Raw genomic sequence first — 15,329 nt, 5'->3', positions numbered from 1 at the left:
GCCGCGCGGCTTTGCGGCAAGGGTGGCGGCATCCATCACAGACAATCAGGGAAGAGCATGTCAGGACAGCAGGAAGGCCAGCACAGGCTGCGCTATGCAATCATCGGGGCGGGGATGTCGGGCGTGATGGCGGCGATCAAGCTGCTGGAGCGCGGCGACACCGACTTTGCCGTGTTCGAGAAAGGCGCCGAGCTTGGCGGCACATGGCGCGACAACCGCTATCCGGGGCTGACCTGCGATACGCCTTCGCACGCCTATTCCTACAGCTTCGCGCTGAACCCGGACTGGAGCGCCTATTATGCCACGGGGCCGGAAATCCACGCCTATTTCAAGGGCGTTGCCGAACGCTTCGGGGTGATGCCCCATATCCGCTTCAACGCTGAAGTGACTGCGTGCCGCTGGGACGATGCGGCGGGCCGCTGGCATCTGGAGATTGCCGATGGCAGCACGTTTGATGCCGATGTGGTGATTGCCGCATCGGGCGTGCTCCATCATCCCAAGGTGCCTGATCTGCCGGGGCTGGAAAGCTTTGCCGGCAAGGCTTTCCATTCGGCCCGCTGGGATGACAGCGCGGTGCTGGACGGGACGCGGGTGGGCGTGATCGGCTGCGGATCGACCGGGATCCAGATCGTCAACGCGCTGAGCAGCCGGGCGGCAAGGCTGGTGCACTTCCAGCGTTCGCCGCAGTGGATCATGCCGGTGGTGCAGTTCGAATATACGCCTGAGCAGCGCGCCGCCTTTGCCGCCGATCCTTCGCTGATCGAGGCGATCCGCAACGATCCGCAATACTGGGAGGCGGTCTATCGCTTCACCGAGGGCGTGACCGACTTCACCAGCCCGCAGATCAGGGAGATCGAGGAGATCTGCCGCCAGAATCTCGAACAGTCGGTGCGTGATCCCGAACTGCGCGAGAAACTGCGTCCCGATTATCACGCGGCGTGCAAGCGGCTGATCTATTCGTGGGAGTATTACGACTGCGTCCAGAAGCCCGGCGTGTTCGTGGAAGTGGGCGCGATCGAGCGGATCGAGCCGGAAGGCGTGCGCATGAAGGACGGCACCCTGCATGAACTGGACGTGCTGGTGCTGGCCACCGGCTTCAAGGCCGACAGCTTCATCCGTCCGGCCGTGGTAACAGGGCGCGGCGGACAGGCGCTGGACGATTTCTGGAGCGTGCGGCCCACGGCCCACTATGCCATCGCCATGCCGGGCTTTCCCAATTTCTTCATGCTGAACGGCCCCGGCGCGCCGGTGGGCAATTTCCCGCTGATCGACATTGCCGAACGCCAGTGGGAATACATCACGCAGTTACTGGAGCCAGTGGCGGAAGGCAGGGCCGCCACGGTCGAGCCGAAGCGCGAAGCCTATGAAGCCTACGAGGCCCGGCGCATCGCGGCGGCCAGGCGAACGATCTTCGGATCGGGCTGCACGAGCTGGTATCTCGACAAGACCGGCGTGCCCGCCACCTGGCCTTGGGGATACCACGATTTCGCCAGAGCCATGGCCGCCCCGGTGGCAGAGGAGTTCAGCTTTGCAGGGTGAGCGCCCTGGGTGCGGGCCTCAGGCCTGTGCGGCCAGCGCCTGCCTGTCGGCTTCAAGGCCGCGGGCAGCGCGCAGTGCCGCCCAGACGCCGAGATAGGCAGTGGGGATCGCCACCGAAAGGCCGATGCGCAGGCCGTGGGCGCCCGTGCCCGCCACCCAGTCGCTGAACTGCCCCGCCACGACCGGGCCAAGCACGGTGGCGAACAGGCCGGTGATGAGCAGGACCAGCGCCGTGCCGGTGGCGCGGTGCGCATTGGGCAGAAGATATTGCAGCCCCGTCAGCACCGCCACCGACCAGCCACCGCCCAGCAGCCCGGCCGGAACCGCCAGCACGCGCGCCAGCATGAGGCTGGGCGCCCAGGTGACGGCAAGGATGCAGGTGGTGGTGCCGCCCAGCGCAAGGGCCGAAAGGCGAAGCTGGAAGGCCGGGTCATCGCGCCCCAGCCGGTCCGCCAGAAAGCCGAAGCCGAGCATTCCGGCAAGGCCGGGCAGGCCGAAGGTGAACACGAAAGTTGCCCCCGCCTGCTGGTTGGTGAGCGCATAGGCGCGTTCGAACAGGGCCGGTCCCCACATGCCGAAGGTTATGCCCGAAAGCGTGCCGAGCGCCATCAGCGCCGCCAGATGGCGCACCGTGGGCGTGCCCAGCAGCAGGCGCATGGTGGCCTGCATGGAAAGGGCGGGTGCCCGCGATGGCGCGGCCGGTGCCGCGGGCAGGGCGCGTGCCGGTTCGCGCACAATCAGCCACGTGGCGCCCGCCACGATCAGGCCGACAATGCCGAGCGTGTGGAACGCGGTGCGCCAGTCGGAGGCGGCGGCAATGGCGGGGCCACCGGCAAGCCCGGCCATCTGGCCGAAATAGATGGCGGTGCCCAGCAGGGCAAAGGCGCGCCCGCGCTGTTCAAGCGGGAAATAGGCGGCGATGAGGGCAGCGGCCGGGGCCTGATAGGCGGCCTCGCCAATGCCCACGCCCACGCGCGCCAGCGCCAGCATCATGGGGCTGGTGGCCATGCCCGAAAGCAGGGTGAAGAAGCTCCACACCGCGCAGCCCGCAGCAATGATGAGCACGCGCGAGCGCCGGTCGGCCAGCCGCGCGATGGGCACGGCAAACACGGTATAGAGCAGCGCGAAGGCCGGGCCCATCAGCGCGCCCATCATGGCATCGCCAATGGCGAAGTGCTGCTTGATCGGCTGGGCCAGCCCCGCCATCAGGAAGCGGTCGGCATAGTTGAGGATGGCCACCAGCACGATCAGCAGCAGGGCCAGCCAGCGGTTGGTCAGCACCTTGCCCGTGGCGGTGTGCGTGATGGCCGCATCCGGCCCTTCGATCACGGCGGCCACGCGGCTCAATCCCGCATCTGCGCGCCGCCGTTGACATGCCAGACCTGCCCGTTGACCCACGCGCCATCATCCGAGGCGAGGAAGGTGACGGCGGCGGCGATGTCTTCCGGCTGGCCAAGGCGCACGTGGGGTACGGCCTTGAGCCCGCGTTCGACGTATTCGTCGGTCAGGTGCTGCTTCACCGCTTCGGTAAGCACGAGGCCGGGGCAGATCACGTTGGCGCGCACGCCCTGCTTGCCAAAGCGCGCAGCGACATGGCGGGCAAGCGCGTGGATGGCGTTCTTGGTCATCGGATAGGCCACCTGCCACGGCGCACCGGCCGATGCGGCCCCGGAAGAGGTGTAGATCATCGCCCCGCCGCCGCGCTCGATGATCCTTGGCAGGGCGGCCTGACTGGCAAGAAAGTGGCTTCTGGTGTTGATCGCAAAGCTCTTGTCGAGCACTTCGGGCGGGCAGTCGAGAATGTCGTTGTCGCCGCCGGTGCCCCCGGCAAGGTTGGAGTGATAGAAGTCCAGCCCGCCGAAGGTTTCCACCGCGTGGGCAACGATGGCGGCCTGCGATTCTGCGCTGGTGCCATCGAGATCGAAGCCGCTCGCGGTGCCGCCCCTGCTGCGGATCTCGTCGGCCACGGCGCGCGCCCAGTCGCCCTCCAGATCGCCGACCACGACATGGGCACCCTCTTCGGCCAGACGGCGCGCGGTGGCAGCGCCAATGCCGCGCCCGCCGCCGGCCACGATCCCGACCTTGCCTTTCAGGCCCTTCATTCCGATTCTCCCGTGATTTGCGATTTGCGGATCAAAACGATCACTGAATTATGCAAATCACATATATGGATAATCTGAATCGCACAACAATCTTGTTTTCTGGCTCATAAGGTCCGCAAAGCGACAAGGCTGATTCGGCGGTGGCAAACGGCGGAACGCGCATCGCCGATGCCCCGTTTGCGCGAAATGTGCCCCGCCATTGCCTGATAAATCGCGGAAATTCGCCATAAAAAGCACGTTTGCGTATTATGACTTGTTTAATCCTACGCAAATGCTATCCAGCAGCGCGACAAAGGTTTTGGGGGAGTTTTCCATGAACGCTGCATTCTGCGCACGCACGCCTGTGCGTCTCATGCTTGGCGCAAGCCTTGCTGCCATCGGAAGTTTCGGCATCTGCGCGCAGGCCGCGCAGGCCGCGGACGAGCAGCCGCAGGCCGAAGCCCAGGCGGAAACCGCGGGCAATGATAGCCCGCTTGAGCAGATCGTCGTTACCGCGCAGAAGGTTTCGCAGAACCTTCAGGTCGTGCCGCTGGCGATCAGCGCGATCAGTGCCGACAAGGTTTCATCGCTCGGCATCCGCGACGCCAAGGATCTGACCGGCCTGGCTCCGAACGTGACCATTGTGCAGGGCACCACCAACGCCAATGCCGCCGTCATCTCGATCCGCGGCATTCCCACGCCCGCCACCGAAACCTTCGGCCTTGATACGGCCAACGGCCTTTACATCGACGGCGTGTTCATTGCCCGTTCGGGCGGCAGCGCGCTCGACGTGACCGATATCGAACGGGTCGAAGTGCTGCGCGGGCCGCAGGGCACCCTGTTCGGCCGCAACACCACCGGCGGCGGCATTGCCTTCATCTCGCGCGCGCCGTCAAAGCAGTTCCGCCTCACCGCGCAGGGTGGCTATGGCAATTACGATGCCTGGAACGGGCGCATCACGCTCGATCCGGGTGAAATCGCGGGGATTTCCACCAGCTTCACCTATTCGCACCGCCAGCGCAACGGCACGGTCGACAATCTGATGGAGCCGGATTCCTCACGCGATCCGGGCGCGATCAAGACGGATTCGTTCCGCGTGGCGGCAAAGGCGGAGATCGGCGGCACGGGATCGATCCAGTATATCTTCGACTGGAGCAAGACCCAGGCATCCCCGATCAACTTCCAGCTCACCAATGTGGCCACGGGCGCGGCCAATCCGCCGGTCGTGGTCAACGGCGTGGCTGTCAACGTTACGCAGCAGGCGCCGGTCGGGCCATTCCTTGGCACGGTCAGTTTCCTTGATCCGCGCTGCGCGGCGCTGGCCGCGCCGACGCGCCAGTGGCGCCAGCAGGTGTGCAACGACATCAACAGCCGGTCGACCGACAAGGCATGGGGCCACAACCTTCAGGTCCAGAATGATTTCGGCGCCTTCCACATCAAGTCGACCACCGGCTACCGGTTCTGGAACAACGACAGCGTGACCGATCTTGACGGGCTGGGCGCCTTCACCGCGCCGCAGTTCACCAGCGCTTCGCTGCTCAACGGAATGCCGGCCAGCCTGCTGCAATTCGTGCTGCCGAACCCGGCCTTCGCGCCCTTCGTGGCCGCTGCGCCCATCCCCACGGTCCAGCAGAACCTGTTCGATACCAACAACCAGCGCCGCCACAAGCAGTTCAGCCAGGAAGTGGAAATCGGCAACGAGAGCGACATGCTCGACTGGGTGGTCGGCGGTTTCTACTTCTGGGAAAAGGGTTCGGAAGTGAACCCGCAGAACAGCGGCTTCGTGCTTGATACCAATGCGATCTTCCTTGGCAATTTCGGCGCGCTTGGCCCGGCATTCGTGGCCGCCAATCCGGCGCGCTACCGTCTGGTGCAGACCCGTTCGGTGCTGCGCTATACCGCGCAGGCCGAAAGCACCGCGATCTATGCGCAGGCCACCTTCTATCCGGGCGGGCGCGACAGCGGCCTGCGCCTGACCGCAGGCGGCCGCTATACCTGGGATACCAAGCAGATGGTGCGCCAGCAGAACGGCGCGGCGCCGCTTGCCACGCCTGATCGCGGCGAGGCCAGCTTCAGCAAGTTCACCTGGAACCTCATGGTGGGCTATGACATCAATCCCGATGTCAACGTCTATGGCCGCATTGCCACCGGTTATCGTTCGGGCGGCTTCAACGCGCAGGATCCGGCCGTGGGCGGGGTGTTGCCCTCGTTCCGGTCCGAGAATGTCACGTCCTATGAACTGGGGGTGAAGTCGGAACTGTTCAACCGGCGCGTGCGCTTCAACCTTGCGGGCTATCACAACGTCTATAACGATCTGGCGCTGGCCGTGCCGATCACCAACCTGCCGCCGGGCACCTTTGCCACCGCCATCACCAACGCGGGCAAGGTGACTTATACCGGTGTCGAGGCCGAACTGCTGGCCGTGCTGAACGACAACTTCACGCTGGAAGGCAACATCGGCTACGTCGATATCAAGTTCAAGGAGTTCCTCGCCGGTCTGCCGGTCGCGCCGGGCCAGCCGCTGGTCAACATCGCGCAGTTCGCAAGGCCGGGCTATACCTCGCCGCTTACCGCCAATGTCGCGCTGAACGGGCAGGTGCCGCTTTCGGATAACGGGATGCGCCTGACGGGCCGGGTGAGCTATGCCTATGAGGACGGCAAATACAGCTTCTCGAACAACCTTGCCTCGCGCTTCAACGAACTGCTGCGCGGCGACAACCGCAATATCGTGGATGCCCAGATCGCGATTGACCGCATCCCGATGGCAGGCGGCGAAGGCATGGTGCGCTTCTGGGTCAAGAACCTGACCGACGAGAACAATCTGGTCCGCGCCATCGATTTCGGCCAGCTTGGCTATGGCGGGGGCTACTTTGCCGATCCGCGCACCTATGGCGTGACCGTGGGCGTGAAGTTCTGACAGGCTGCCGATGGCATCCGGGGGTTTGCCGCCTTCGGAGGCTATCGCATGCTGCCACCGGTTTTCGGGCCGCCGCTCCGCCACGCGCAGGGCGGCGGCCCATTTTTCATGCACCTGAATCAGGGTGCATACGAATATGGCCTGTTGCAAGCATCTGATCTTGCGATATGCGTAGCGTTATAGTTGAATGATAACGAATCCATCGGGAGAGCCTTGGCCATGACCGTCACGCTTGAAAGCCTTGCCGCGCGGCTTGCCGCGCTTGAGGACAAGGAAGCGATACGCGCGCTCAAGGCCCGCTATCTGCGCGCCTGCGATCTCAAGCAGGTGGAAACCGTGCGCGATTGCTTTGCGCCGGGGCCGATCCGGATTGCCTATGAAAACTTTCCTGAGTTCGACAATCGCGATGCCTTTGTCGCGGTTTACCAGCAGATGGCGTGCCATGGCGGGGTCTATGACATCCACCACGCCACCAACTGGGAGATCGAGCTTGCCGGGCCGGATCGGGCCACGGGCAAGTGGTCGCTCAATTTCCGCACGATCCTGACCGGGCCGCGCCAGATCGTGCGCCTCGCGGTGGAATACGATGACGTTTACGAACGGCGCGACGGGCGCTGGTGGATCGTGGAAAGCGCAAGCCGCGTCACCTCGATGCTGACCGAGCAGGTCGGCGAGGACGGCAGCGTGACCGTGATCGCGCTGGCCGAACCGGGCGCGGCCTGATCTTTCGGGAAGGAACCCCTCACATGGCAATCAATTACGGTCTCGATGGCAAGGTGGCGCTGGTGACGGGCGCGGGTGGCGGCATTGGCAGGGCGGCGGCGGAAGTTTTCGCCCGGTCCGGCGCGCAGGTGATGGTCAGCGACATCAACGCCGCTGGCTGCGCCGAAACGGTCAGCCTGATCGAGGCGGCAGGCGGAACCGCAGCCTTCTTTACCTGCGATGTCAGCAAGGCCGATGAGGTCAAGGCCATGGTGGCCGCCACGGTCGAGCGGTTCGGCGGACTGGACTGCGCGTTCAACAATGCGGGCATCAACCGCGTGACCGATGACCAGTATGACGACGCGATCTGGGAACGCGATATTGCGATCAACCTTTCGGGCGTGATGCGCTGCATGCGCGAGGAAGCCGCCATCATGCTGGCGCGGGGCGGCGGGGCGATTGTCAACACGGCCTCGATCAACGGGCTGGTCGGCAATGGCGCGCAGCCTGCCTATACTGCCGCCAAGCACGGCGTGGTCGGCCTTGCCCGGCACGGCGCACTGCGCTGGGCGCGCGCGGGCATCCGCGTGAACGCGGTGTGCCCCGGCGTGATCGAAACCCCGATGACCGCGCCGCTGGTGGCCAACCCTGAAATGAAGGCCGTGATCGACGGCATGACCCCGATGGGCCGCATGGGCCAGGCCGCCGAGATCGCCGAAGCGGTGGTATGGCTCTGCTCACCGGCGGCCAGCTTCGTGACGGGTCATGCCATGGTGATCGATGGCGGGGCAACCGCGGTCTGATCCGGGCAGGTGCCGGGGTGAAAGCCCGATAGGGGCGCATACCTAGCCGCGGCAAGAACCAAATCTTCACTAACTCCGGGCCATGCCTGTGCCCCATTCTGGCTGCCATGCGGCCTGGGGGACTGGCGATGCGCGCGTTTCTTGACCTGTTCCGGCTGGACATCAGCGATGCGGAGCTGAACCGCGCGAAGTTTCGTTCGTTCTCGCGGCACATGCCGCTGCTTTACGGCATTCTGGTATCGAACGCGGCGGCCATCGTCATCACCGCGTTCGATTCCGGCCAGATCGTGATGACTGTCCTTACCCCGCTGCTGCTGTGCGTGATTGCCACCACGCGCGGTATCTGGTGGTGGCGGCGACGCGACGATACCCGGATTTCCGATGCGCAGGTGGCCTATTACCTGCGCCGAACCTGCACGCTCGCGGTGGTGATGACACTGATGTATGAAGGCTGGTGTGTCTGGCTCTATCAGGAGGCCGACACCTTCATGCGCAGCAACCTCACCTTCTTCCTCGGCCTGACCGAGGTGAGCACGGTGTTCTGCCTCATGACCTTCCGTGCCGCCGCGCTCCGCGTGGCGCTGGTCAGCACCTTTTCCTTCGCGTTCTATTTCTCGTGGGCCGATGGCGGGCGGATGCTCGCGCAGACCTTCGTGCTGTGCTGCGTGAGCGTGGGCATGATGGTGGTGACGATCAACTACAACCGCTCGTTTGCCGAACTTATCCAGTCGCAGCGCATCCTGCGCCTGCGCCAGCGCGAAACCGAAAAACTGAGCGAGGAAAACCGCCGCATCGCCTTTTCCGATCCGCTGAGCGGCCTGCCCAACCGGCGCGAGCTGCTGTCGCGGCTCGATCGGCTGGAGGCGGGCGATCAGCTTGCGCCCGACAGTCTGGCCGTGCTGTTCATCGATCTGGACGGGTTCAAGGCGGTGAACGACGAACATGGCCATCAGGCGGGCGATGCGCTGATCCGCAATGTCTGCCTGCGCCTGCGCCAGCATTGCCCGGCCCATACCGTGCTGGCGCGCGTGGGCGGCGACGAGTTTGCCGTGCTCCTCGAAGCGCCCGGCGGCGGCGCGGGCACGCAGGCCCGTGCCCTCGCGCAGCGCCTGCTGGAGGAGATCGCGCTTCCCGTCATGGTGGAGCGGCACGTGCTGCAAGTGGGGGGCAGTATCGGGCTTGCCGCCAATTCCGATCCGGCCGCGCGCCCGCGCGAACTGCTGCGCCGCGCCGATACCGCGATGTATCACGCCAAGACCGCGGGAAAGGGCCAGATTGCGGTCTATGATCCCGGCTTCGACGAAGGCCGCCTGCGGCGCCTTGCCATCGAGGCAGAGATCGGCAGCGGGCTGAACCGGGGCGAGTTTTCGGTCCATTACCAGCCCATTGTCGAGGCGCGCACCGGCAGGATCGCTTCGGCCGAGGCGCTGCTGCGCTGGCCGGGCCGCCCGGAAGGGCCGCTTTCGCCCGATCAGTTCATCGACATTGCCGAAGCGACGGGGCAGATCCATCCGCTGGGCCTGTTCGTGCTGGAAAGGGCCTGCCGCGACATCGGGCCGCTGGGCGACCTGAAGCTCAGCGTCAATGTCTCGCCCGCGCAGTTCCGCGATCCGGCCTTCGAACGGCAGGTGGCGCAGGTGCTGAAGCAGACCGGCTTTGCCCCGGAGCGGCTCCAGTTCGAGATCACCGAAGGCTATCTGCTCAGCAACCCCGAAAGGGTGGTGCGCGCGGTGGAAGCCTTCAAGGCGCAGGGCATGTCGGTGGCGCTGGATGATTTCGGCACGGGCTTTACCAGCATCCACTATCTGCGCTCCTACGGCTTCAGCCATATCAAGCTCGACAAGTCGCTGATCGATGGTCTGGCGCCTGACAGCAAGGCTGCGCTGCTGGTGACGGGGGCGATCACGCTGGCCTGCGGGCTGGACCTTCAGGTGATTGCCGAAGGCGTGGAAAACGAGATTCAGGCCAATCTCCTGCGCGCGGCAGGCTGCCACGAATTGCAGGGCTATCACTTCGGCCGGCCGATGCCGCTGGATGATCTGGTGGCGCGGAGCCGCCGTGCTGGCCCTGCCAGCCTTGCCGCTGGCGGTCAGCCCTCGCTGCGCGTGGCAGGCTGATTCGCCCGCGCAATGCCGGGCGGCTCCCATGCAAATCGTTTGCATTGCCCGATTTTTTCCAACGAATGTGAAGTCCCGCACATTCCGAACGGCATAGGCCCGCTATCAGGCACGTGCGACCCGAAGGGCTCTGCCTGGCAGAGTTCCTTTTCCTGCGGAGCGGCGGATAACCGTCGCTCCGCTTTTTTTTGCTTTTCCCTTGCGCTTCGCCTTGCACTGGCCCCACTCCCACCCCAGCCCTTTGAACAGGTGCGCGGCTGTGCATCAGCCTGCAACACCCTGCGGCCGATCAGGGGCAGAACAAAGGGACAGGACATGACGATCAGCACCGAAGCACTGGAGATGGCTGCGCGGGTCGAGGCTTTCGTGCGCGAGAAGGTCTTTCCCTATGAACAGGACCCCCGCCGCGATCATCATGGCGCGCCGACCGACGAACTGGTGATGGAGCTGCGCGAACTGGCGCGGGCGGCGGGCGTGCTCACCCCGCATATCCGCCCCGATGGCAGCCACTTCAACCAGCGCGAAACGGCGGTCATCCTCATCAGGTCGGGCCTGACCCCGCTGGGGATGCTTGCCTGCAACACGCAGGCCCCCGATGAAGGCAACATGTATCTCATCGGCAAGGTGGGCAGCCCAGAACTCAAGGAGCGCTTCCTCAGGCCGCTGGTCGAAGGGCGCGCGCGTTCGGCCTTCTTCATGACCGAACCGGCCGATCTCAACGGCGCGGGCGCGGACCCTTCGATGATGATCACCACCTGCCGCAAGGACGGCAATCACTGGGTCATCAATGGCAGGAAGGCGTTCATCACCGGGGCCGAAGGCGCCAGGGTGGGCATTGTCATGGCCAAGTCGGAAGATCCCGACAGCGCGGGCGGGGCCTGCATGTTCCTGGTGGATCTGCCCGATCCGGCGATCCGCATCACTGCTGTTCCCAACACGATCGACAGTTCCATGCCGGGCTGCCACGCCGAAGTGTCCATCGAAAACCTGCGCGTGCCGGCCGACCAGATGCTGGGCGATGCGGGCGAGGGCTTCAAGTATGCGCAGATCCGCCTTTCCCCGGCGCGGCTTTCGCACTGCATGCGCTGGCTGGGCGGGTGCATCCGCGCGCAGGAAATCGCGGTTGATTATGTCAACCGGCGCATGGCCTTCGGCAAGCACCTGATCGACCACGAAGGCGTGGGCTTCATGCTGGCCGAGAACATGATCGACATCAAGCAGTGCGAACTGATGATCGACTGGTGCGCCAGCGTGCTCGATACCGGCTCGCTCGGCACGGTCGAAAGCTCGATGACCAAGGTTGCGGTGTCCGAGGCGCTGATGCGCATTGCCGACAAGTGCGTGCAGGTGATGGGCGGCACGGGCGTGACCGACAAGACCATCGTCGAGACGATCTTCCGCGAAGTGCGCGCCTTCCGCATCTATGACGGTCCCACCGAAGTCCACAAGTGGAGCCTTGCCAAGAAGCTGCGCCGCGACTGGAGGAATGCGCAATGAGCGGGGCCGGCGCTGATCTGGCCGCGGCCAATACTGGCGCGGGCAAGGTGCGCGTGGCCTTTGACGAGGCCGCGCTGGCACAGTGGATGGCCGCCAATGTCGAAGATTTTGCCGGCCCGCTTGTGGTCGAGCAGTTCAATGGCGGGCAATCCAACCCCACCTACCGGCTGACGACGCCCGCAGCGCGCTATGTGCTGCGGCGCAAGCCGCCGGGGCCGCTGCTCAAGGGCGCGCACGATGTGCTGCGCGAGGCGCGCGTGCAGCAGGCGCTCTATCCCACCGATGTGCCCGTGGCGCGGATTTTCGCGGTGTGCGAGGATGAAAGCGTCATCGGCAGCGCGTTCTACGTGATGGACATGGTGGAAGGCCGGGTGTTCTGGGACGCGGCTTTCTCGCAAGTGCCGAAGGACCAGCGCGCGGCCTATTTCGACGAGATGAACCGGGTGATCGCCGCGCTCCATTCGGTCGATCACGCGGCCGTGGGGCTGGGGGACTATGGGCGTCCCGGCAACTACTTTGCGCGGCAGATCGGGCGCTGGTCAAAGCAGTATCTGGAAGATGAACTGGCGGGCCGCCTGCCGGATATGGACGCGCTGGTGGAATGGCTGCCGACCGCCATCCCCGAAGGCGATGAAACCACCATCGTCCACGGCGATTTCCGCTGCGACAACATGATCTTCCATCCCACCGAGCCGCGCGTTCTGGCCGTGCTGGACTGGGAGCTTTCCACGCTGGGCCATCCGCTTGCGGATTTTGCCTATCACGCGATGATGTACCGGATGCCGGGCGATATCGTGGCCGGGCTGGGCGGGGCCGATCCCGTGCCGCTGGGCCTGCCGACGGAAAGCGAATACATCGCCGCCTATTGCCGGCGAACGGGACGGGAAGGCATCCCCAACTGGGATTTCTACCTTGCCTTCAACTTCTTCCGTCTGGCGGCGATTTTCCACGGGATCAAGGGCCGGGTGCTGCGCGGCACGGCATCGAACGCGCAGGCAAGGGAACGCGCCGAGGCACTGCCGCGCCTTGCAGCGCTTGCCCGCGAAGCCATGGAGAAGTGCCGCACGGCGGGCTGATCTACTGGATCGAAAACCCCGCTAGAGCCTCAGTTGTTCCCGGTCGGCCAGTGCGGCCACAAGTTCGGCCTGCGCGGCGGCGTGGCGGTAATTGGCGTCGATTTCGCGCACGGTGGCATCGGCCAGCGCTTCCTCGCGCAGGTTGACGAGCAGGAAGTCGCTTGCGCCAAGGGCAAAGCGCCGCCGTTCCGCCTCGGCCATGCGCCGGGCCAGCGCGGCCTCGGCCGTGGCAAGGCCCGCCAGCTTTTCGGCGGCGGCCACCTGCGTGCGAAGGTTGGCGATCTCCACCCCGATCTGCTCTTCCAGAAAGCGCAGGCGCACCTGCAACGCATCCTGTTCTGCGGCCACTTCGGCAATGCGGCCCTTGGCGGCGCGCTGTTCCAGCGGCACGGAAAAGCGCAGGCCGAACATGCCTTCGGCCGGTTCGCGCGTGGGCGATCCGCGGCCCAGATCCTTCGATGCCTCAACCTTCAGATCAAGCCGTGGCTTGAGTTCGTTTTCCGCCAGACGCGCGCGGATGCCCGCCTGTTCGATCCGCGTCAGCAGGGCCTGAAGATCGGGCCGTCCGGCAATGGCCGTGCCCTGATCGACCAGGCGCGGCACCACGCCATCGGTCAGGCGCGGTGGCAGCCGGTCGGGCGTGGGGACGATGGGCTGGCCCAGCCCGTCGCGCAGGAACAGCGAAAGCGCATAGGCTTGCAGTTGCAGCGCCTGTTCCGCCTGCACCAGCAGGGCCTGCCGCCGCACGATGTTCTGGCGGTTCTCGATCCCCAGAATGGCAGGCCTTGCGCCCAGCCTGATCTGGCCTTCGATCGATTCCTGCCGGGCCTCGGCCAGTTCGTAAAGCTCGCGGAAGATCTTCACGCGCAGGCCCGCCGCCACCCATAACTGATAGGCTTCGATCGCGCGGCGCTGCACCCCGATGGCCACGAAATCGCGGTCGAGGCTGGCCAGTTCAATGTCGGCCAGCGCCAGTTCGCGCCGCCCGCGCCGTTCGTCGATCACCCGGTCGCGCAGGAGCGAGAACACCGCGCCCACCTTGAACTCGCCAAGCTGGTTGGTGATGAGCTTGCCCTCATAGCCGGGAAAGCTGCCGCTCGACACGCGGTAGCCGCCATAGAGATTGCCCCCGTTGTTCTGGAACGGGCGGGTGGCGGTAACGCTGGCGGTGGAGCCATCGTAATAGCCGAGCGGCTGGACATCGGCCTCGGCATTGAACACGAGGTCGAACTGCCCTTCGGCTGTCAGCGCGCGGGCATCGGCCTGCCGCTGGCGGGCCATGGCCTCAAGGATCTGCGGCGCGTGCGTGGCCGATGAGATCAGCACATCGTTCAGCGTCAGCTCGCGCGCGGTGGACGCTGCGGCAGCAGGCTGGGCGGGCCGGTTATCCTGCGCCAGCGCCGGGCCGGTGATGAGCAGCGCCGCCGCCAGCCCCCGGCCGAGCGCCCGGCCAAAGGGACGCAAGCTCATTTGCTGTCCCCGTAGCCGTTGTCATAGCCGTTGCCGTTCCTGGCCTTTCCGGCCTGCTTGTCGGCAAGCGCCTTGGCGGCAGTGCCCTTGCGCGGGCCGGGATCGACCGGGGTCGGGAACTCCAGCGGGAAATCGTTGAGCTGGCGCCACAGCTCGTAGCCGATCGAGACGGTTTCCATCTGGATCCAGCCGCGCACTTTCGAGCCAAGCAGCACGTAGTTCTCGTCGGGCCAGGCGGGCTTGCCGGGCATGGGTTCCACCAGCACGCGGAACAGGCCGCTGGCCTGGGCCGAACGGTCGATCGTCAGCACCCGGCCATCGAACATGCCCTGCGCGATCGAGGGCCAGCCGCTGAACTGGATGGCAGGCCAGCCTTCGAAGTGAAGGCGCACCGGTTGCCCCTTTCGCACAAGCGCCACGTCGCGCCCATCGACCATGAGTTCGACCACGCGCGTCGCATTGTCGGGCGCCAGCGTTGCCAGCGTATCGCCAGCGCTGACGAGCGTGGCGCCTGCTGCGGTGTTGAGCGACTGGATGCGCCCGTCATGCGGCGCGCGCACGAGCTGGGCCGACTGGCGGCCCAGCGCCACGTCCACCTTGTTCAGCTTGGCGCGGGTTTCGGCCAGCTTGGCGTTGAGTTCGGCCACCTTGATCTGCGCGGCTTCATAATCGCGCCGCGCGGCAAGGCCCTCGCGGTAGAGCTGCGAAAATCGGTTCACATCGAGCCGCGCGGTGGCCATGGCCTGTTCGGAAGCGGCGATTTCGGCCACGACCTGATTGCGCTCGGCGGCAAGACGCTGGAGCAGGTTGGGATCGTTGTCGATTATGCGGGCAATGGGATCGCCCTTCTTCACCTGCTGGCCATCGACCACGAACCACTTTTCCACCCGGCCCGGCACCAGCGCCGTAACCTGCTGGACCCGGTCTTCGGGGTTGAGCGCGATCACTTCGCCGCGGCCCGGCGCGGTCTGCACCCAGTCAACCGCGAAGAGCAGGATCAGCAGCAGCGGGATGGTCACGCCGATCATGCGGCCCAGCGTGCGCGTGGTGCGCGGCACCTTGATCTGGGCCAGCGTGCTGAAGGCGGAAAGATCGTGGCTTGCGGGACTGGTATCGGTCGCCATGGC

Annotated in this window: 11 protein-coding genes; 7 read left to right on the top strand and 4 right to left on the bottom strand. The window is 65.5% G+C overall.

Features of this window, described 5'->3' with window-relative positions; translation table 11 throughout:
• Nucleotides 1-57 precede the first annotated feature (57 nt).
• Entirely contained in the window at nt 58-1,539 is a 1,482-nt protein-coding gene (locus DKM43_RS14555; RefSeq protein ID WP_109799211.1) for a flavin-containing monooxygenase, read from the top strand.
• Between the two features lie 18 nt (nt 1,540-1,557).
• Here the strand turns inward: DKM43_RS14555 and DKM43_RS14550 are convergent, their stop codons facing one another.
• Both DKM43_RS14550 and DKM43_RS14545 read right to left on the bottom strand, forming a co-directional pair.
• Nucleotides 1,558-2,877, bottom strand: a complete 1,320-nt coding sequence (locus DKM43_RS14550) for an MFS transporter (RefSeq protein WP_236632608.1) — start codon at nt 2,875-2,877, stop codon at nt 1,558-1,560.
• A 5-nt stretch (nt 2,878-2,882) separates the two neighbouring features.
• The gene (locus DKM43_RS14545) at nt 2,883-3,641 is read right to left on the bottom strand and encodes an SDR family NAD(P)-dependent oxidoreductase (RefSeq protein WP_109799210.1); all 759 of its coding nucleotides are present in this window, start codon (nt 3,639-3,641) and stop codon (nt 2,883-2,885) included.
• 313 nt (nt 3,642-3,954) lie between these two features.
• On the opposite strand from DKM43_RS14545, the gene DKM43_RS14540 reads away from it, so the two are divergent.
• From DKM43_RS14540 to DKM43_RS14515, 6 genes are all read left to right on the top strand, one after another.
• The gene (locus DKM43_RS14540) at nt 3,955-6,537 is read left to right on the top strand and encodes a TonB-dependent receptor (protein ID WP_109799209.1); all 2,583 of its coding nucleotides are present in this window, start codon (nt 3,955-3,957) and stop codon (nt 6,535-6,537) included.
• A 219-nt stretch (nt 6,538-6,756) separates the two neighbouring features.
• Nucleotides 6,757-7,260 carry a nuclear transport factor 2 family protein gene (locus DKM43_RS14535; protein WP_109799208.1) on the top strand — a complete coding sequence of 168 codons (504 nt, stop codon included), beginning with the start codon at nt 6,757-6,759 and terminating at the stop codon, nt 7,258-7,260.
• 23 nt (nt 7,261-7,283) lie between these two features.
• On the top strand, nt 7,284-8,042 hold the full coding sequence (locus tag DKM43_RS14530; RefSeq protein WP_109799207.1) for an SDR family NAD(P)-dependent oxidoreductase: 759 nt from the start codon (nt 7,284-7,286) through the stop codon (nt 8,040-8,042).
• Nucleotides 8,043-8,170: 128 nt separating this feature from the next.
• Nucleotides 8,171-10,159 (top strand): putative bifunctional diguanylate cyclase/phosphodiesterase, encoded by a 1,989-nt coding sequence (locus DKM43_RS14525; RefSeq protein ID WP_109799206.1) that lies wholly within the window; start codon nt 8,171-8,173, stop codon nt 10,157-10,159.
• A 315-nt stretch (nt 10,160-10,474) separates the two neighbouring features.
• On the top strand, nt 10,475-11,656 hold the full coding sequence (locus DKM43_RS14520) for an acyl-CoA dehydrogenase family protein (protein WP_109799205.1): 1,182 nt from the start codon (nt 10,475-10,477) through the stop codon (nt 11,654-11,656).
• A complete protein-coding gene (locus DKM43_RS14515) occupies nt 11,653-12,732 on the top strand; it encodes a phosphotransferase (RefSeq protein WP_109799204.1) in 1,080 nt (359 codons plus the stop codon). Before DKM43_RS14520 ends, DKM43_RS14515 begins: the two co-directional genes overlap by 4 nt.
• Nucleotides 12,733-12,753: 21 nt before the next feature.
• Here DKM43_RS14515 and DKM43_RS14510 read toward each other — a convergent pair whose 3' ends face one another.
• Together DKM43_RS14510 and DKM43_RS14505 are read right to left on the bottom strand one after the other, a co-directional pair.
• Nucleotides 12,754-14,202, bottom strand: coding sequence for a TolC family protein (locus tag DKM43_RS14510; protein WP_109799203.1), 1,449 nt, complete (start codon nt 14,200-14,202; stop codon nt 12,754-12,756).
• A complete protein-coding gene (locus DKM43_RS14505; protein ID WP_109799202.1) occupies nt 14,199-15,326 on the bottom strand; it encodes an efflux RND transporter periplasmic adaptor subunit in 1,128 nt (375 codons plus the stop codon). The genes DKM43_RS14510 and DKM43_RS14505 overlap by 4 nt, the downstream gene beginning before the upstream one ends.
• Nucleotides 15,327-15,329: the final 3 nt, after the last annotated feature.

This window comes from Novosphingobium meiothermophilum, from assembly GCF_003171715.1.
GTDB lineage: Bacteria > Pseudomonadota > Alphaproteobacteria > Sphingomonadales > Sphingomonadaceae > Novosphingobium > Novosphingobium meiothermophilum.
Note: the sequence above shows the minus strand (reverse complement) of the source record. Positions and strands in the feature narration are given on the sequence as shown.